This is a genomic window from Orientia tsutsugamushi (genome assembly GCF_900327275.1).
Taxonomy (GTDB): domain Bacteria; phylum Pseudomonadota; class Alphaproteobacteria; order Rickettsiales; family Rickettsiaceae; genus Orientia; species Orientia tsutsugamushi.
On record NZ_LS398548.1, the window covers coordinates 674,529 to 692,135 of the forward strand.

Sequence of the window (17,607 nt, forward strand, 5' to 3'; positions counted from 1 at the left end):
GTATGCCAAAATATATACTATAAACTGGCAGAAAGATGCTGCAAGAATATATAATTATGGGAACCCGTTATTTTTAAAAAAGATAAGTGAGATTAAAAGTAATGATATTGAACAAATATTCAATAGATATCTTTCGAAACTGGTTAAGGTAGTTCAAAATTATAAATGCCAGAGATCAAATTAAATCTAAGACCTAATCTTTTACGTCTATTTCGACATTTGTCAGTAATAATTTTGAACTACCTTAACCAGTTTCGAAAGAGGTCTAATGATATCAGCAAAGATGGAAAATATGCGACAGCAAATCAATTTCTAGTAACCTTAAGCAGTATATTTAATAAGGCAATAAAATGGGAATTAATAGACAGAAATCCTACACTAAGAATAGATAAACACAGAGAAAGACGTCTAAGTTACGATGAAATGACTAAATTTTTACAAGTATTTATGTGGAGAAGCAAGTGCGTTGATAAGAGATTTTGCATTACTAGCGTTATATACTGGAGCTAGAAAAAGTAATGTGTTAGAGATGGAATGGGACAATATAGATTTTGAAAGAAAAATATGGCATATACCAAAAACTAAGAACGGAAAGGCACAAAATATACCATTAACAGATGATGCAATGGAAATATTGCAAGCAACGAAATTAATATCTACAAGTAAATGGGTACTACCAAGTGCTACTAGCGAAAGCGGACACTTAGAAAGCCATATGAAGCATGGAATAGGATTTGTAAAAAGGCTGGCATAAAAAATTTCAGAATACACGATCTAAGAAGGACGTTTGCAAGTTGTCTGTCAGATATAGGTGCAGGTCAGTATATAATTCGTGCAGCATTGAATCATATTAATTTTGAATCAACAAGTGATTATAGTATAGTTAGTACAGAGTTACTAAGAGAGTATATGTCTAAGGTGACACAAATGATTAGTGGACATATGCAAAGTTATAAATATTTATAATACTATCTGACTAATATAAACGTTGTGGTAAGAATAGTGCGACTTCATGTCGCACATGCATGTATGTAAACTAATTATCACAGGTAAAATCTGTGTTTGAAGATATTTAGCTAATTTAAACATTATAGAGAAATCTCATGCTACAATTGCAGCTGAAGGTGATTATACAAAATCAAAAATTATGTTTGGCATTATCGAGGCCGTTGAAGTATATGGGTTTGAGCATTGATGAATGGGGAGTAGTATTAGCTGGAGTAGCTCCAGGAATTGTACTACTAAACAGCAGGCATGCTAAATTAGGCCTAGCATTTATGGTTGGAGGAATTGCTCTATGTTATTGCTTTAAGAAATTTAAGAAGGTATTGATGCCTTAAAGAATGGCCTCCTCAATGTTCAGTATAAACTTGAGCTTGTATCTTAGATAATAGTTCAAACTATATGCACAGCTAGCAATATCACTACTGATAGAAAATATAGAGTAAGAATTTTAGAATAACATAATTGATAGTAATAATAAAAAAAATAAAGAATTTTGATGAAATCTCTGATAGTATTAAAAATAAGGCTGTAAAAAAGAAAATTTGTAACAGCACATTTGATTTAGCAATTATCACAGCTAATCAAAAATTTAAAGGGGAATTTTTATAAATCATATGAAATATATGACAGTATTATTAATACAGTTACATCTATTGCATCAAAATAATCTGCTCATATAACAGTATTTAATTTTAGGGTAAAGATATGCTAGCAAACAAATATTTTAGTAAAGGGAATTCATTTTTTCAGTTAAGAAACTATCAAAAAGCAATAAAGAATTTTGATTTAGCTATTAAGTATAAACCAGATTTTGCAGAAGCTTATGTTAATAAAGGAATGGCTTTAAAGGCATTAGGGCAACATCAAGAAGCAATAGAGAATTATGATATAGCTATTAAGTGTAATCCAGATTTTGCAGAAGCTTATGTTAATAAAGGAATGGCTTTAAAGGCATTAGGACAACGTCAAGAAGCAATAAGGAATTTTGATACTGCTATTCGATACAGACCAGATGATGCAGAAGCTTATTATGCTAAAGGCATAACTTTTCAAGAGTTAGGTCAACATCAAGAAGCAATAAAGAATTTTGATACTGCTATTCGATACAGACCAGATTTTGCAGAGGCTTATGTTAATAAAGGAATATCTTTAGACGAATTAGGACAATATCAAGAAGCAATTAAAAATTATGATCAAGCTATTCAATATGATTCAACTAATCTAGATATTTATATTGATAGAGGAGTTTATTTATGCGAACTTGGACACTATCAAGAGGCAATTAAAAATTATGATGTAGCTATTAAGTATAAACCAGATTTTGTAGAAGCTTATGTTAATAAAGGATCGTCTTTGAAGGAATTAGAGCAACATCAAGAGGCAATTGAAAATTATGATATAGCTATTAAGTATAAAGCAGATTTTGCACTAGCTTATGTTAATAAAGGAATTGCTTTGAATGAATTAGGTCAGCATCAAGAGGCAATTAAAAATTATGATATAGCTATTAAGTATCGACCAGATTTAGCAAATGCTTACAATAATAAAGGAACTGCTTTATGTACACTAGAACAATATCAAGAGGCAATTAAAAATTATGATATAGCTATTAAGTATAAAGCAGATTTTGCACTAGCTTATGTTAATAAAGGAGCTGCTTTGAAGGAATTAGGGAGACATCAAGAAGCAATGGAAAGTTGTGAACTGGCTGTTAAATATGATTATGATGATGGGTACGCATACCAGTTAGCAAATGACCTTGCAAAAAAATTAAAAAAAAGCAATCTCCACATCATAACTGATTAATTTTTAGAATCAAGGTATAGAGAATCACATGTTCATAAGTTAAGAATGTGTCAGTAAAAATGTTTTAACATTTAACATAAGATTTATTCTGGATTATGGACTATATCAAAAAATATTCCTAAATATTAAGAGATATAGTCTTAAATCTTAGAGTTCAAAATAAAACAATGCTACTTTTTTTTGAACCAACAATATTTATTTAAAAATAAAATATTGTTGTGCTTTTGAATTAGCATTTATTCCAGATAAGTATTAAGTAAACAGTATCTACTTAACTTATCAGCAATCTTTGGTAGTTTAAGGTATCAAGCAAGAGGTATAAATTCTTGCTCAGTTTCAATGATGATTTTTTGTCTTTTTTCATCAGATTTTATGAATACGGTTTGAATGTTGTGTAAACGGTCACATAATTTGATTAATAACAAATCTTTTTTGTTTTGCTGACGCAATATTTTAATCATTTCTCTAGAACTGATTTTTTTATTATCCCTAATTCTGGTAAGGTCAAAAACCTGTTCTGCAATCTTTACACCAAACACCTTAGCAATTTTTTCTTTAGTTAATGTTGTATCTTCGAGTGTGTCATGTAGTATTGCTGTAATAATCGTATCAGTTTCAAAGCTGTATTCTGCTACTGTGCAGGCTACTTCCAATGGATGTATATAATATGGCTCTCCTGTATCTCTCTTTTGCTTGCCATGATATTTTTTAGCATATTTTATTGCCTTTGTAACTTCATAAAGATTAATATATCCTTGTGTATGTTGATTTATTAGTATCAGCTTATTTAATAGAATTTGACTAAAATCTGGAACTGACGTTTTGCAGTAACATGTTGAATATGTTATCATTTTGCCTCCATCTTTAATTGGTAGATTGTTAAATAGTCCAGATAATGAATTAGTTATACTAGTATTTGCGAGTTTCAATGGAACATTGAATATAAAAAGCATGCACCTTTGTTTTCTTCGCTTTTCAGCATAATTTCCCCGTTCATCTCCTGTATAAATTGCCTTACAATTTTTATTCTAAAGCCAAGTGTAGAAGCTTCCCCTGAATATGTATAGTCAATTACAATGAAGTTTGAGTATAGAAAAAAGCGACAATAGCATCATAAGATTTACCAACAGGATATTTTATACGCAAACTTCATTGTAATTGACTATATCTTTAAATTCTTTATTTATCTGATCTACTTTGCTTTTTGAAAATCTTTGGCCTGTATCATTTACAATAACTTTCAACATTCTGTATTTGTTATTCATTAGTATGCGATATAACGTCATTTGGACTGAAACTTTGCTTCCTTTGCTTTTAAAGTACTGCCTGTAGTCTGTAATTGTCATCAATTACTTCTTTTACTGTAGTTAAATAATCGCAACTAAGTTTTATTCCTTTATATTCTGCAACTGCATTTAGAGCAGATTTAGTAATCTTCATTTTCTATTTCTGAATCGAATTCTTTTTCTAATATCATAAATCACACTTATTTTAGAAAATTAAAGATAGTGAGCATATATCGGTACACAGCATATAACCTCTGTATGCTCATTTTTTACATATGTAATTTCTCCTTTTATTGCTTGAAGTAGTAGCTTAACAAATGTCAGCCCTAAACCTAAGACGTTATCTTCATTTGGAGTTTTAAAAGCAGTATTTATTTTTTGTAATTTTTTTATGTTGTTTCCATTATTTCGAATTGTAAGTTCTAGTGTTTTGTCTCGTATTTCTGAATTTAGTAATCTAACTCTAATGAGTATTACTTTAACTTTTTCTCCAAATCTATTTGCATTATCAAGCAGCTGAGTTAGTATTTGCTGTATTTCATCTCCATATCCAATCATACGAATTTTTTCATAGTCATAATCCGTATAAACAATGCAATCTGAAATGCAGCAACCTTTTACATGGTGTATCAATTTATGCTACAGATTTTTCATTTATAGAACCTAAAAAAGGTGACTTCGTTTATCTTGATCCACCTTACCACCAATCTGGAGAAAGGTTCTACACTAGACTTCCATTTGATGAAAAAGATCAAATCAGACTACGAGATTTTGTATATGAGATAACCAATAAAGGTGTTAAAATTATGCTTTCAAATAATAACACTACCTTTATTAAAGACCTATACAAAGACTTCTTCTTTTTAATGCAATATGGCAATAAAGCTGATAAAATGGTGGTGCCACTAAGGAGAATCGGACTCCCGACCTCATCATTACCAATGATGCGCTCTACCACTGAGCTATAGCGGCTAATAGTATATCAAAAAACCATAGTTTTTACTGTTCTAAGTTCATGAAAGTAAAACTATAAAATAATTGTTCTAATAAAAGCTAAGCTTAATTCATGATGATGTACAAAAATATTTATCTATAGCTTATTATGTATGTTATTGACATACTATTTAAGTTAGGTCAAGATAAATATTACTTCATAATAACATTATCAATTAGTAACATCTTTTTTTAATGTAATATACCTTATAATCAACTTTATAGTTAAAAATTAATGTATAAACCTAACATGCAAACAGTATCAAAGAAGTGTTATAAGGCTCGTGATACTCTAGGTCTTTCTAAAGCTTTAAAGCAAAATCTTTATAGAAGAAAAAATCCAAAAAATATTTGACCTTAGTTTTTCGAATGTCTAAAATGTCATGTTAGGATAATGGAAAAAGATAAGTTAAGTAGTATACAAAAATAAAGAGCTAAGTTATAAACCAGAGTTGAACATAAGCAATATGTTATAAACCTATGCAGAATAAGTGTTGTAGTTTTTTTGATGCTTATATTTTGATGCTTATATATAGAGGTTTATATTTTTTTGTTTAAAAAATTTGCCTATGTTGTATTTATCATTCTATGTTTTTCTGCTTTTTATATTATGCTTATGTCTTCTAACTCTTGAATACTTCACCAACAATTTAAAAATTTTTTCAGAGTTAGTTTGTACTCTTGTTTTGTTGCAATGACACTATTTCAATATTTTATCATATAACATCAGTTAGTTAATCATAAATAACGAATTATTTCCCAAACTTATACTGAAACTGCTGAGTTGAATGTTATCATTCTGAAACTTTGTTTTAACAAGCGCATAAGTCTTAGCTGGCAATATTATTTCCTCATTACTAAATAGATGATAATTTATCAGTTTTTTATTTTGGTCATATGTGCATATTTTTATAACTGGAAGGTGAACAGCTATTGATGAATTGTTAAACAGTATGTACTGTATTACTCTATGATTAGTTTCAGGAATATATGTTGATGTAACTCTATGTAATGAAATATGCTTCTTTTCTCCTAAAATTATATCTTGTGCTGCTGAATTATATTTTACTGTTAAAAATAATAATAGTGAAATTAAACTTGCTAATATGAACGGCAGTATTACTGAATATCTAGATATTGATACTGTATATTGTTCTCTATTTAATAAAGAGGATATGTTGTTACCTAATTGATAACTATAATCTGTTGCACAAAAACTCGCCGTAGTCATTGGCACAGATATTAAATCCTGTAACTTTCCAATCCAAATATGTTGACACTTAGAGCATTTGATTTTTCTTATATTTTTAAAACTTAAATTTTTATTATTAGGCAATGCAAAAACAGTATTACATTGAGGACATGAAATCTGCATTTATGTTTCAAATTTTTATTGCGCTATCAAGTTATCTATCTATATTCTATATGTAAGATTAAGGTTGTTCAAAGGTTTTTTGAAATACAGAGTAAATATAATGGAAAAAAATACTGGTAAATTATATAAATATATTAATAAAGTCGAAGATTTTTGGACAAAGCGCAATCAATTGATTAAAGGTGCTGAAGATTATAAAGTAGCATGCAGATGGCTGCAAAGTATCTTAGATGATCTAGACAAAGGTATAGTGAGAGCTTGTGAAAAAAAGCATGGAGAATGGCATACTAATGAGTGGGTTAAAAAAGCTATATTACTGTATTTTAAATTACATGATAGCGTTCTTACATCAACACAAGTTGCTTGTTATTATGATAAAATTCCATTGAAGTTTTATTCTTCTGGATCTGAAGAAGATAACTTTAAAGAACTTGGTATCCGAGTGGTACCTGGCGCAATCATTAGAAAAGGAGCATATATTGGCCATAGTACTGTAATAATGCCATCATTTATTAATATAGGAGCGTATATTGGTAGCAGTACAATGATTGATAGTTGGGCTACTGTTGGATCATGTGCATATGTTGGTAATAAGTGTCATATTTCTGGTGGAGTAGGCTTAGGTGGAGTACTTGAACCAATACAAAATGCTTCAGTGATTGTTGAAGATAATTGCTTTATTGGAGCAAGGAGTCAAATTGCTGAAGGAGTAATAGTTGAAAGTGGAGCTGTTATAGGTACTGGAGTACAGATTAGTGCTTCAACAAAGATAGTTGATCGGGAAACTGGAGAAGTAACTTATGGCCGTATTCCAGCTAATTCAGTTGTAGTTCCTGGAAGCTTACCACATGCTCATTCAAACAACTTACAGTTGCAATGCGCTGTGATTATTAAGAAAGTTGATAATAATACTAGAGCTAAAACTTCAATCAATGATTTATTAAGATGCTAGTTTTCCATATTAGTAGAAGTAATAGTTGTTTCTATACTGCCATTAAAAAGAATTGATGGGCTCTGAATACTTATTAATCGATTGGCAAGCATGCCAGATAGTGAAATAAAAAGAAAAGCAACTGCTGCACTAGTTCATTTTATGAAGTATATTCATAATCAACCGGATATAATAGAGCTATGTGCAAAATTTTTTGATACACTACAAGAAATAGCACAAAAAGATAAAGAAAATGGCTTTCTTTACATAAAAGCGTTATTGCATTATACTATAAGTAAGGTTAGTAAAGATGAGCAACCTAGGTTAAAAAAATTACTGGACGAAAATTTATCAATTGAGGATAGAAAAAGGATTATGGGAACAATTGCTGCACAATATATTGACGAAGGCAGAGCTGAAGGCAGAGCTGAAGCCGCGCGAGGGCTTGCAAGGAACTTATTAAAAGCTGGCTTTTCAGTTGAATTTATTTCTGAAAATACCGGATTGTCAAAAGAAGAAGTGATTAATTTAAAAAATAACATAGAGTATTAATTTTTCGAATTAATACTCTACTAACTTAAGTTTTTTGAGCAATTTATATTCACAAACAAAAGCTGTATTTAAATTTTGTAGCTGCATAGTTAGTTTTGTGATGGGAAAGTTACCAGCAAGCTTTACATAACAAGTTAGGTCTGGTAGGTTCATAATTTCAGATGGCATAACTAAAATCTTTTTACGCTCAACATTATTCATATTTACTCCATCTCGCATAGTATTTGATCCATATGACAAGTTTTCTTGAGTTTCAATAATTTCTTGTTCACCTAGTATTAATGCTGACTTATAAGCTGTAACCTGATCGCTAACTCGAAAAATAAATTTACTATTAAACAAATCCAGCATAGAAGCACATTCAGCAGCCCCATATATTGCTTCTAATTGATGAATGTTCTGCAATCCAGCAACAAAGCAGCCTCCATACTTTCTACTTTCAGCTAAAGCAACTGGTAAAGACGAAACTTTTTGTAGAGCTGGCAATTCATCAAGTATAAACCACATGTTTTTGTTATCATGATTAGGATTTCTACACATCAAAGCTTTGATAGCTATGCTTATCCAAGCTGAAATAAGTGGGCATAAAGTAGCTCTTTGATTTGGGTTAGCTGTGATAAATAGCCAGCTAGTTTCATTTGAATTACTAAACCATTCCTTGATGCTAAAACTACCTCCAGGCTTTAAATATTGTAGCGAAGTAATATTCTTTCCAAGAGTAGATTGAATTCCTGCAGAAGTTTCGAGCGCGCTTTCGCTTATAATACCTGATACAGCTGTGTTTCTAAAAGCTTTTGCAAATTGTCTATTATCAGAGTAAATGATTGTATGAATTAATTTTATGATATCTTTATCATCCTTATATAGCTTCAATGCTTCAGACAAGACTAATTCAGCATTTTTAGCAAAAAAGTCATCAAGTTTAGGAGTATAATTACTAAAACTACTCGCTATATCATGAAAATCAGCTGCTTCAAAACAATCATTCCAAGGCAACCATTGCTCACTATTTTTTTCAAAAGGATTAAGCAGCTTATCACATTTAGGATCAAAAAATCTATCAATAAAAGTTCCAGTTGTGTCTACAATTATTGCTCGATCTTTGTGTAATCGAATTTGTGGTAGCAGTTCATTAAGCATATTGGTTTTACCAGTACCTGTTGTTCCAGTAATCAGAATGTGCAGCCTTTCACTATTCTTTACTAATGGCAAGCCTGCAAAACAGATTTTTGAGGCCTTTTTAGCGCTTTTTAGCATTTTAGATAGGTATTTCAGCGCCTCTAATTTTGGCCTTAATAATCGTGTTTTTGCCTTGAGATGTAAAGAAAACAATTGAGATTATCACACCAATAGCAAAAACAATTAAGCTTTCTAACAATGCTGAATTGATTAGGAATTCCCATAATTGCTGTATTTTAAATCCATGTTGGCCTGTATAAAACTCATGCAAAAAGTCTTGAGCATTGAGGTGCATCCATTTTTTAAACCTTAAACTATAAAACTTAATGCCTATTTGATCGATATCATAAAAATGCTCACCAATTGCTAGCTTAAGCTGCACATATCTTTCAATTACAAAATAATACAAACTGCTCAGAAATACTTTTTGATATACCAGAAATAGATTCTAATGTGATATAATCATAAATTGGAAATATATCTCCAATCGAAGATAAAAAGGCTATTTCATGGTTACTAAATTCAGTATTATAATCAAACTTATTTTTTAGATTAGTCAATTGTTGTTTAGCTTTACCTGCATAAGACTGCTCTGGTGATATTGTTATATTTCGTCGCAAGCTTGGATGCAAGCAACTGACATTATCACAACTGTAAATCGAGGCTGATTCTCCGCCTTTTAAATGACTAATCCAACTTTTTTCATCCTGAGCTAATGAGTCATAAAAGTGTACATTATTGTTTGTAACCACGATAGTGCCAGTCATAGACATGATTGAATCATGCATATCTGATGGTATTCCAACCTTTGCTGCTGCTTTAGTGAAGATGTTATAATCATTCTAGCATTAGCTCTGAATCCTTATTTTGTGCTTGTCGCAGAGCTTGTTTTTGAGCTAAATCATTACGACATTTTTTACTAGCAGCAAAATAATCAAATCCACTTTGTGACTGTATATCACGGCAAACAGCTTCTCTCATAGCCCAGTTTCTTGGTAAAGCTGTAGCAAATAATGCTTTTGTTAATTCACAATCTCCTTTGGCAAATTGATTCATCTCCATTGCTAGATTACGCAAGTCCTTGAGAGCGTTCTCAATCTGTGGAGCAAATGTTTTTAATCCTAATGAAAATGCATAAACTTTAGCTTGAGAACCAATGTTTTTCATTAGTTGAACTAATTCTTCTCCAGAAATAACAGAGAAGCTACCAAGATAGGCGTCAATACCGCTACAGCTCATGTTTAAAGATGGTGGAGTTATAGCAAATGGCTGAAAGGATGTTTGGCTTGTTCGAGCAGACAATCCACCAGCTGCATAATATCCAGCCGCTTGATCTTGATATGATCCAGATCTAGTAACATTAACACTCATTCCTTGAAATACGTTTTCGATATTCCAAGCCAGTGATACTGGAGCTTGTAGCAATAATAGCATTGTAATAGCATAAACTCTAATTCTGATGCTCATCTAGTCTCCAATTTATGATAATATCTATCGATTGCTAGAATATTGTCGATAATTTTATCTTCAGAGATTATGCCTCTAGCTACTGCATATATTTTTTTACCATCGCTAGCTACTAGGTATAACACATGTACAACGCTAATTTAGGATAAGTGATTAGAAGAGAAAGAAGAAGAGATAAGATAGGGATTAAGTTTGGAGATGGAATAACTAGCAAGAGAAGCAATTATATGAACAAAGAAGTTAATATGAGAGCGATGTCGAGTATGCTCTAAATGCATGTGTTTTTTTAGTACATTAAAGACAGACTCAATTAAGGAACGTTTATTTAATAAAAGCTTATCATCTATGTCCAATAAATATGTTTTCATATCTTTACGAAGATTAGTAAATAAACGTAGACCATTGGAGAAGAGTTGATGAAATAACTCTTTAGATATGTAAGCTTTATCACCAAACAATTTACCAGATAAGCCTTTAGAAATAACTGAAGCTACAGATAGATCGCTTTTATTGCCTTTAGTAATTTTAACTGACATTATTTCACCTTTATTATTAATTATGAGATGCAGCTTAAAACCTAAGAACCAGCCATAGCTACTCTTACCAATTTTAGAAAATCTGTTAAAAACTCTATTGCTGGAAATACGTTTGTTATGACAAATTGCTAACTTTGTAGAATCGATGTAATATATACCAGTCTCTTCTCCTTTCAGATAATGCATTAATACGGCTAATGGTAGCAACATTCTAGGTAATAGTTGTATTATCGTACTATAGCTTGGTAAACAAAAGTATTCTTTATACTTATAACGCAAGTAATATAGATAATAATTTTTAAAATCCTTGCATGGAGATAAATAAAAATATATCGTTATTGTTAATAACTCAGCTAAGGACAACTTTCCATCTCTGTTCCTTTGATTACTACTTGGTATTAATCTCTTTCTTTCCCAGTCTTGATATATCTTGCAAAAATTATCTATTAAATAGTATACTGTTATAATACATTTTTTCATGTTGGGTTATTTTATTTTTATTTAAATTTTCTTTTTAACTCAACATTCTCTCTTTGTATACCTTTTGTATTATGCCTTCCCTGCTTCCTCTTATCCTAAACTAGCGTGTACAATATGCTTAGGATTTAATTTATTCAGCAACTCATTATTCTTACTGACAGCTAGCAACTGAAATGCATATTTATTAGCAAAGCCCTGAACAATAGGCATAAAGGCTTTACAGAGCAAGCAATCTTGTTTAACTTGCAAAATTAATTCACAGTTTTTAGCAATGTTTTTGAGTTTTAAGTCTTTTTTCTGCTCTGATTTTTCTTGATACAGCTTTTTATGTAAGCTATTAGATGGCTCATGAGCATTAATCAGTTGATAATCAAGTAGAGTAGCTAGCTGCCACATAGTAGCAAACTTATGCGCCTTCTCCATGATTTGTTTCTGTAGCCTTTGAGCTGTAATCACATTTTCGAGCGTTGGATTATCAAGCGCTATACGCTGAGCTCGATTAAATTGCTCCTTTAATTCCTCGATTCTATGATCATGAGTCCAGTGTATCAGCCTAGAATTAGTAGCAGAGTCATCAAGCTCATGACCATGTCTATCATTGTACCATAAAAAAACCTGTAGGCAAAGAGTTAGCAATAGCTAATTCTATCGATAAGTAATTAAGTATTGTTATTATTGGCTATTACCTTCTACTTTTTTAAATTAATGAAGTGTTTGCATTAATCCCAATCATTAACTAAAGCTGATATGCCACAGTGTTCTGATACTTCTTTTTCAAATTCTCTAGATAGTTCTACTCCACCACATTCTATAGCAATTGCATCTACGGCATACATTACCTTACTTACACTGTTAGATGAATCCTTTTGCATTAGGTTTTTAAATATATCTGTCTTACTTTCTATAAGACTATGCATTTGTTTGATTTTTATAACATTATCACTAGTATCTTTTATACAGTTAATTAATTTTGTTAGAAATTTAGATTCATCATCATTTTTTCGTAATTTTGCCTTAAGTGCATCACTTCTCTGCCTATCAGCCCTTTGTTGTTGTCGGATACAATACTCTTTCTGCTGCTGAATATAGTAACGTTTTTGTTCTGCAAGTGTTTTACCCATTTTTCACCCTATAATTTTAGTATAATTATTTATTATAACTAAGTTAATAAATAACAGTCAATTGTTTTTTAAATTAAAGTTAGTATAACTCAATTATTCAAGTTGTATATCCTTATATACTGCATTACCAATGTCGATTAGTACATCCCTGTGTATTGATTCAGAGCATAAATTATGAATATTTTCCTCTCCATACCAATCAATTAATAAATTATCTATCTCTTTTGCAAAAAGAGTAATTGCCTCATTTGCAGGACTACAATCTTCTGATTTAACATTTCGAACGAAAGATAGCCATTCTTGAATAATTTTAGCTTCCTTATTAGCGAAAGCATCTATCAATAAAATTTCATCGCTAGTAGCACGATTGTCATAGGAGTAACAATATTGGCATAACCCATGATTTTCTAATACTTTATTTATTTTTTTTGATAAAAATACATTAGAAGCTACGGTTCCTTTAGTAGACATTGGAAAGTAATCCATTAGTATACAACGCAAAATAATATCATAATTATCGTTGTTGCTTTGATCATCATCATCTTCGCTATCTTGCATACTTTCCTGATTAATATTTTGATATAACAAAATATTGCTTTGTATAAATTTTTCTAGGTCATCGCTATTATTAACAAGATGATTATATAACTCAAAACACATAGGTAGAGTGATTAATGTTGTAGGATTACGCATAACTTCAACAAAAAATATATCTACAAACTTAGAAAATATTACCCACCTATCATCTGGTATATTATTTTGTGCATTTTTAAATATATTTTTTATTTCTATTAAAAAATCTCCAAATACTAAAGATAATTGTGTTAAATCACAATTATCATATGAAGTAAAAGAAAAAGCTTTTGTTTGACGGCATAAATTTGGTTTAGATAACAAATTTGTTATAGGCATAGAACAATAACCATTAACAATAATCTCATCTTCAGTCGCAAGGTCAGAAAGATTCTTGCTCCAAATTAATGAAATACTACAACAAAAATCATCAACTACGATGCTACTATCTTGATCATTTTGCTGCATCTCTATATCTAATCGCCTTTTTTCTATCCATACAGAATGATTAACTCGTTCATTTATACATAATAATTCGCGAACTCCTTTACACTTAAAACTCTGTGCTCTTCCTCCTGTTAAAAAAATATTTTTGCCATATAAATCTTGATTTTCATCCAGATTAGATCCATGAACTAATTGAGTATAACATTTATATCCCCAATAATTTACAGCACTTAACATGATTTTTATTATCTGCATCTTTAAATATACCTATAATCACCTATACACTAAGAGTTAGCGATGGTAACTTAATTTTTTTCGAAAGTAAAGCAATATCTAAATGAGGAAAATAAAATCATTTATAAAGAATATACTTTATAAAGCAACGCAATTTTGTTGCATACGATGAACTTTATCTTTGATTCCTGCAATAATGTCTTTGTTCATGCTGTTTTGAGCCTTAGTGAGTATATCGCCAAATAGTTCATCCATATTGATTTTAGTGAAATCAACTTTTTGTAATTCCTTAACAGTAAGGCCTCTACACTTTGGACATTCAGGTGTACCAAAGTTCATTTTTAGCTGTTTTCTTGCTTCTTCCTAAAAAATTCTAGTAAGTTTCGACTGAAAGCAGCAATAAGTAGACTTTCTAGCTAAGAACATTGCCTAATAATAAAGCTGCAAAGACGTATCAAATATAAAGAAGAAAAAATGTTAATTTTTATTAACTTCTACACTTTATATAACCTACTATTAACTTATGTTAACTTTTATTAATATTTATAATTAATCTTCAACTTTAACTATAAATATATTTGCAATATTTGTCAATATAACAAAAAAATTAATGCGAAAGGTAGAAAATAGGTAGAAAAAAAAATCAGGAAATTTGGGGTCAGTTTTCAATCTAAAGGTTAAGATGATGGATGAAAAATATATACCAACCTAGAGTTGGTAAGGCGGCTTGGAAGTAGGTATGTTATAAATAAATTAGTATAAAAATTTTATTCAAATAAAGAGAATAATATAGATACTTTGTTTAGGTAATTGTAATATATATTAATATATATTAATATATGGTGTAATTATGAAATCAATAACATTAAAGTTAACAAATAAGTTAATAAGAAAAATAAAAATTCCGACTGAAAGAACATCAACAATCCAGGATAAAGTTGAACCAGAACTTAAACTAAGAATATCACATACAGGAAGAAAAACATGGTCTTTTGAAAAAAAATTTAGAAAAGAAGGGATAAAAATAAAGATAGGAGTATTTCCAGATTTATCTATTAAAGAAGCCAGAAAAATAGCAAGAGAATTAAAGAGATTAATGGCGAAAGGAATAGATCCAAGAGAAGTAAAACGTCAACAACAGATAGCAGAAGATGAGAAACGTCTAAAAGCAAGACAAGAGATTACATTTCAAGAGCTGTATTATAAGTATATTGAAGAGTATGCCAAAATATATACTATACACTGGCAGAAAGATGCTGCAAGAATATATATTTATTGGCAACCAAGAATATATAATTATGGAAAACTGTTATTTTTTAAAAAGATAAGCGAGATTAAAAGGAATGATATTGAACAAATATTTAATGATATCAGCAAAGAGGGAAAATATGCGACAGCAAATCGATTTCTAGTAACCTTAAGCAGTATATTTAATAAGGCAATAAAATGGGAATTAATAGACAGAAATCCTACACTAAAAATAGATAAACACAAAATGCAAGCAAGAGAAAGACGTCTAAGTTACGATGAAATGACTAAATTTTTACAAGTATTATGTGGAGAAGCGACTCCGTTGACAAAAGATTTTGCATTACTAGCGTTATATACTGGAGCTAGAAAAAGGAATGTGTTAGAGATGGAATGGGACAATATAGATTTTGTAAGAAAAATATGGTGTATACCCAAAAACTAAGAGTAAAATTAGAAAAAAAGACTGAAGATACATTTGAGCCTTTAACAAATTGCATATGAACATTGTTATTGCTTATTAGTAAATTTTGCATTATTCTCCTAGTGCTAGTGAATTCCACGTTGAATAAAATTTTACTTTGAAGTGAGTTTCAGCCACCCTTCTAGAACTTTAAGTCTTTGAAGTAAAAACTAGCATTTTAAGCCAGTTTTTTTTCTTATTAACCCCACTCAATAACAAAAGGTAATTAGGACTTCGCTTGTAAGTTAGAAAGTAATTCTTATCGATAGCTATATGTTTACTATCGCTAAACCAATAACGAAGCGTTTCACTAATTAATACTCCATCATTTATCACTTCAACCTTCTTTAGAAAAAAAGACTGAAGACACATTTGAGCCTTTAACAAATTGCATATGAACATTGTTATTGCTTATTAGTAAATTTTGCATTATTCTTCTAATGCTAGTGAATTCCATGATCAATGAAATTTTACTTTGAAATGGTTTTAATAAGCTTGATGCTGAGCTTGCCAGTTTTTGAAGTAAAAACTAGCACTTTAAGCCAGTTTTATTTTTTCTTAGTATTTCTACTTTGTTTTTTAGAAGGTTTTGCTGTTAATTCTTTTGTATTAACGTCATTACTGAACAAATTGTTATTGTTTTGTTTTGAATTATCCTTTTCATCTGTGTCTATAGCAGCATTAACAAGCATTACAGGGCTTGGAGTTTTTGGAGTAAAAGTTAACATTAAATCTTGAATTGTTTTATATTCTCCTATTACAGTTAAATAAACTTTGTTTCCTTCTTCTCATGGAGCAATAAACAAACATCCAGACTCATGAACTATAACTTCAACTGTGTTTTGAGGGTACATAAGAATATCATTAATTTTTTCATCTTTAAGATTAATTCTTGTTGGCCACTATCAGAAATCTCAAGCTTAAGCAGCTCATCATCTTCTAACTCATATTCTACCGCATATATATTATTAACGTTGACTAAAGCAATAAGCCCTATCATAAATCTCAAAACTCTAATACTCATTTTTTTATTCCATTCTCTTTAACACCAGTCAATAACAAAAGGTAATTAGGAGTTCGCTTGTAAGTCAAAAGGTAAGTCTTATCGACAGCTATATGTTTACTATCGCTAAACCAATAACGAAGCGTTCCACTAATTAATACTCCATTCATTTATCACTTCAACCTTCTTTAGAAAAAAAGAGTGAAGACACATTTGAGCCTTTAACAAATTGCAAATGATTCTGAAAAAAATTTTTAAAGATTCAGTATTACTGAATACCACTTTCATGTCTGCTATTTGTCTTTCTACCTCATTTGGAGAAGTAGTAAATAAGAGTTTCATCACATAAATTGCCAATTCCTTTAAATAGGTTTCATGGTAATTTTTTGATGAAAACGTCATTTTACGATCAGGCTCCATTGCTGGAATTAACAACCACTTTTCTTCTTTGGTAATTGCAGCCATTATCGCAATTATATTAGCTGCAGCTAGCAATATAGTTACTGAAAGTAAGCATTTATTATATTTAACCAGCTCTTGTATAGCATTTTGCTTAAAGAGATGATTCATTATTTGCCAACTTTTTTGCCCAGCAATCTTGAATATCCTAATGGAGCTGGCAATAAACCTTTAGCTACTAAAAAACTTTTTAGCAAAAAATTCTCCGATACCTTCTTAAATTTCTTAAAGCAATAACATAGAGCAATTCCTCCAACCATAAATGCTAGGCCTAATTTAGCATGCCTGCTGTTTAGTAGTACAATTCCTGGAGCTACTCCAGCTAATACTACTCCCCATTCATCAATGCTCAAACCCATATACTTCAATGGCCTCGATAATGCCCAACATAATTTTTGATTTTGCATAATTACCTTCAGCCGCAATTAAAGCATGAGATTTTTCATTCT

19 protein-coding genes, 1 tRNA gene and 8 pseudogenes are annotated in these 17,607 nt (G+C 30.4%); 9 read left to right on the top strand and 19 right to left on the bottom strand.

Annotated elements, in window-relative coordinates:
- Positions 1 to 143: 143 nt before the first annotated feature.
- Positions 144 to 239, bottom strand: a pseudogene (locus DK405_RS13000) (IS5/IS1182 family transposase); the annotation flags it as partial.
- 227 nt (positions 240 to 466) lie between these two features.
- On the opposite strand from DK405_RS13000, the gene DK405_RS13835 reads away from it, so the two are divergent.
- The 5 genes and pseudogenes from DK405_RS13835 to DK405_RS03575 all read left to right on the top strand — a co-directional run bounded on the left by DK405_RS13835 (position 467) and on the right by DK405_RS03575 (position 2,811).
- On the top strand, positions 467 to 754 hold the full coding sequence (locus DK405_RS13835; RefSeq protein WP_064613196.1) for a tyrosine-type recombinase/integrase: 288 nt from the start codon (positions 467 to 469) through the stop codon (positions 752 to 754).
- Positions 755 to 765: 11 nt separating this feature from the next.
- Positions 766 to 966: a hypothetical protein gene (locus tag DK405_RS14980; RefSeq protein WP_269459355.1), complete on the top strand. Its 201-nt coding sequence runs from the start codon at positions 766 to 768 to the stop codon at positions 964 to 966.
- A 137-nt stretch (positions 967 to 1,103) separates the two neighbouring features.
- Positions 1,104 to 1,328: pseudogene (locus DK405_RS03570) on the top strand (hypothetical protein); the annotation flags it as partial.
- A gap of 139 nt (positions 1,329 to 1,467) precedes the next feature.
- Entirely contained in the window at positions 1,468 to 1,614 is a 147-nt protein-coding gene (locus DK405_RS12710; protein ID WP_162563001.1) for a hypothetical protein, read from the top strand.
- 96 nt (positions 1,615 to 1,710) lie between these two features.
- Positions 1,711 to 2,811, top strand: coding sequence for a tetratricopeptide repeat protein (locus DK405_RS03575; protein WP_064613192.1), 1,101 nt, complete (start codon positions 1,711 to 1,713; stop codon positions 2,809 to 2,811).
- Between the two features lie 305 nt (positions 2,812 to 3,116).
- Here the strand turns inward: DK405_RS03575 and DK405_RS03580 are convergent, their stop codons facing one another.
- From DK405_RS03580 to DK405_RS03590, 3 genes are all read right to left on the bottom strand, one after another.
- A complete protein-coding gene (locus DK405_RS03580) occupies positions 3,117 to 3,662 on the bottom strand; it encodes an HD domain-containing protein (RefSeq protein WP_064613205.1) in 546 nt (181 codons plus the stop codon).
- Positions 3,663 to 4,125: 463 nt separating this feature from the next.
- Positions 4,126 to 4,251 carry a hypothetical protein gene (locus tag DK405_RS14985; RefSeq protein ID WP_269459340.1) on the bottom strand — a complete coding sequence of 42 codons (126 nt, stop codon included), beginning with the start codon at positions 4,249 to 4,251 and terminating at the stop codon, positions 4,126 to 4,128.
- 59 nt (positions 4,252 to 4,310) lie between these two features.
- On the bottom strand, positions 4,311 to 4,730 hold the full coding sequence (locus tag DK405_RS03590; protein ID WP_070786659.1) for a sensor histidine kinase: 420 nt from the start codon (positions 4,728 to 4,730) through the stop codon (positions 4,311 to 4,313).
- On the opposite strand from DK405_RS03590, the pseudogene DK405_RS03595 reads away from it, so the two are divergent.
- Positions 4,700 to 4,957 (top strand): annotated as a pseudogene (locus DK405_RS03595) (DNA adenine methylase); the annotation flags it as partial. The gene DK405_RS03590 and the pseudogene DK405_RS03595 sit on opposite strands and share 31 nt — an antisense overlap.
- A gap of 37 nt (positions 4,958 to 4,994) precedes the next feature.
- Here DK405_RS03595 and DK405_RS03600 read toward each other — a convergent pair.
- Positions 4,995 to 5,069: transfer RNA gene (locus tag DK405_RS03600), tRNA-Thr, on the bottom strand.
- Positions 5,070 to 5,820: 751 nt separating this feature from the next.
- On the bottom strand, positions 5,821 to 6,465 hold the full coding sequence (locus DK405_RS03605) for a zinc-ribbon domain-containing protein (protein WP_045912573.1): 645 nt from the start codon (positions 6,463 to 6,465) through the stop codon (positions 5,821 to 5,823).
- Between the two features lie 100 nt (positions 6,466 to 6,565).
- Between DK405_RS03605 and DK405_RS03610 the strand changes: the two genes are divergently transcribed.
- Together DK405_RS03610 and DK405_RS03615 are read left to right on the top strand one after the other, a co-directional pair.
- A complete protein-coding gene (locus tag DK405_RS03610) occupies positions 6,566 to 7,417 on the top strand; it encodes a 2,3,4,5-tetrahydropyridine-2,6-dicarboxylate N-succinyltransferase (protein ID WP_045912574.1) in 852 nt (283 codons plus the stop codon).
- Between the two features lie 90 nt (positions 7,418 to 7,507).
- Positions 7,508 to 7,948, top strand: a complete 441-nt coding sequence (locus tag DK405_RS03615; protein WP_109510584.1) for an RpnC/YadD family protein — start codon at positions 7,508 to 7,510, stop codon at positions 7,946 to 7,948.
- Positions 7,949 to 7,957: 9 nt separating this feature from the next.
- Here the strand turns inward: DK405_RS03615 and DK405_RS03620 are convergent.
- From DK405_RS03620 to traN, 8 genes and pseudogenes are all read right to left on the bottom strand, one after another.
- Positions 7,958 to 9,572 (bottom strand): annotated as a pseudogene (locus DK405_RS03620) (type IV secretion system DNA-binding domain-containing protein); the annotation flags it as partial.
- Positions 9,556 to 10,594: pseudogene (locus DK405_RS12715) on the bottom strand (conjugal transfer protein TraH); the annotation flags it as partial. The pseudogenes DK405_RS03620 and DK405_RS12715, both read right to left, overlap by 17 nt.
- Entirely contained in the window at positions 10,591 to 10,719 is a 129-nt protein-coding gene (locus DK405_RS03640) for a conjugal transfer protein TraF (RefSeq protein WP_081420668.1), read from the bottom strand. The pseudogene DK405_RS12715 and the gene DK405_RS03640, both read right to left, overlap by 4 nt.
- 15 nt (positions 10,720 to 10,734) lie before the next feature.
- Positions 10,735 to 11,610 (bottom strand): IS982 family transposase, encoded by an 876-nt coding sequence (locus tag DK405_RS03645; protein WP_064613057.1) that lies wholly within the window; start codon positions 11,608 to 11,610, stop codon positions 10,735 to 10,737.
- A gap of 90 nt (positions 11,611 to 11,700) precedes the next feature.
- Positions 11,701 to 12,246, bottom strand: a complete 546-nt coding sequence (traF, locus tag DK405_RS03650; RefSeq protein WP_410522033.1) for a conjugal transfer protein TraF — start codon at positions 12,244 to 12,246, stop codon at positions 11,701 to 11,703.
- An 83-nt stretch (positions 12,247 to 12,329) separates the two neighbouring features.
- On the bottom strand, positions 12,330 to 12,731 hold the full coding sequence (locus tag DK405_RS03655; protein WP_045913073.1) for a hypothetical protein: 402 nt from the start codon (positions 12,729 to 12,731) through the stop codon (positions 12,330 to 12,332).
- 93 nt (positions 12,732 to 12,824) lie between these two features.
- A complete protein-coding gene (locus DK405_RS03660; RefSeq protein WP_064613191.1) occupies positions 12,825 to 14,006 on the bottom strand; it encodes a hypothetical protein in 1,182 nt (393 codons plus the stop codon).
- A gap of 117 nt (positions 14,007 to 14,123) precedes the next feature.
- A pseudogene (gene traN / locus DK405_RS03665) lies at positions 14,124 to 14,405 on the bottom strand (conjugal transfer protein TraN); the annotation flags it as partial.
- Between the two features lie 430 nt (positions 14,406 to 14,835).
- Here traN and DK405_RS03675 point away from each other — a divergent pair.
- On the top strand, positions 14,836 to 15,678 hold the full coding sequence (locus DK405_RS03675; RefSeq protein ID WP_081420667.1) for a tyrosine-type recombinase/integrase: 843 nt from the start codon (positions 14,836 to 14,838) through the stop codon (positions 15,676 to 15,678).
- 168 nt (positions 15,679 to 15,846) lie between these two features.
- On the opposite strand, the pseudogene DK405_RS03680 reads toward DK405_RS03675, so the two are convergent.
- The 5 genes and pseudogenes from DK405_RS03680 to DK405_RS03695 form a co-directional block, all read right to left on the bottom strand.
- Positions 15,847 to 16,093 (bottom strand): annotated as a pseudogene (locus DK405_RS03680) (hypothetical protein); the annotation flags it as partial.
- 151 nt (positions 16,094 to 16,244) lie between these two features.
- Positions 16,245 to 16,424, bottom strand: coding sequence for a hypothetical protein (locus tag DK405_RS13840; protein ID WP_231967616.1), 180 nt, complete (start codon positions 16,422 to 16,424; stop codon positions 16,245 to 16,247).
- A 95-nt stretch (positions 16,425 to 16,519) separates the two neighbouring features.
- Positions 16,520 to 16,720, bottom strand: coding sequence for a hypothetical protein (locus tag DK405_RS13845; RefSeq protein ID WP_231967617.1), 201 nt, complete (start codon positions 16,718 to 16,720; stop codon positions 16,520 to 16,522).
- A pseudogene (locus DK405_RS03690) lies at positions 16,717 to 17,269 on the bottom strand (TraE/TraK family type IV conjugative transfer system protein). The gene DK405_RS13845 and the pseudogene DK405_RS03690 overlap by 4 nt, the downstream one beginning before the upstream one ends.
- On the bottom strand, positions 17,269 to 17,565 hold the full coding sequence (locus tag DK405_RS03695) for a hypothetical protein (protein ID WP_045915450.1): 297 nt from the start codon (positions 17,563 to 17,565) through the stop codon (positions 17,269 to 17,271). Before DK405_RS03695 ends, DK405_RS03690 begins: the two are co-directional and overlap by 1 nt.
- Between the last annotated feature and the right edge of the window lie 42 nt (positions 17,566 to 17,607).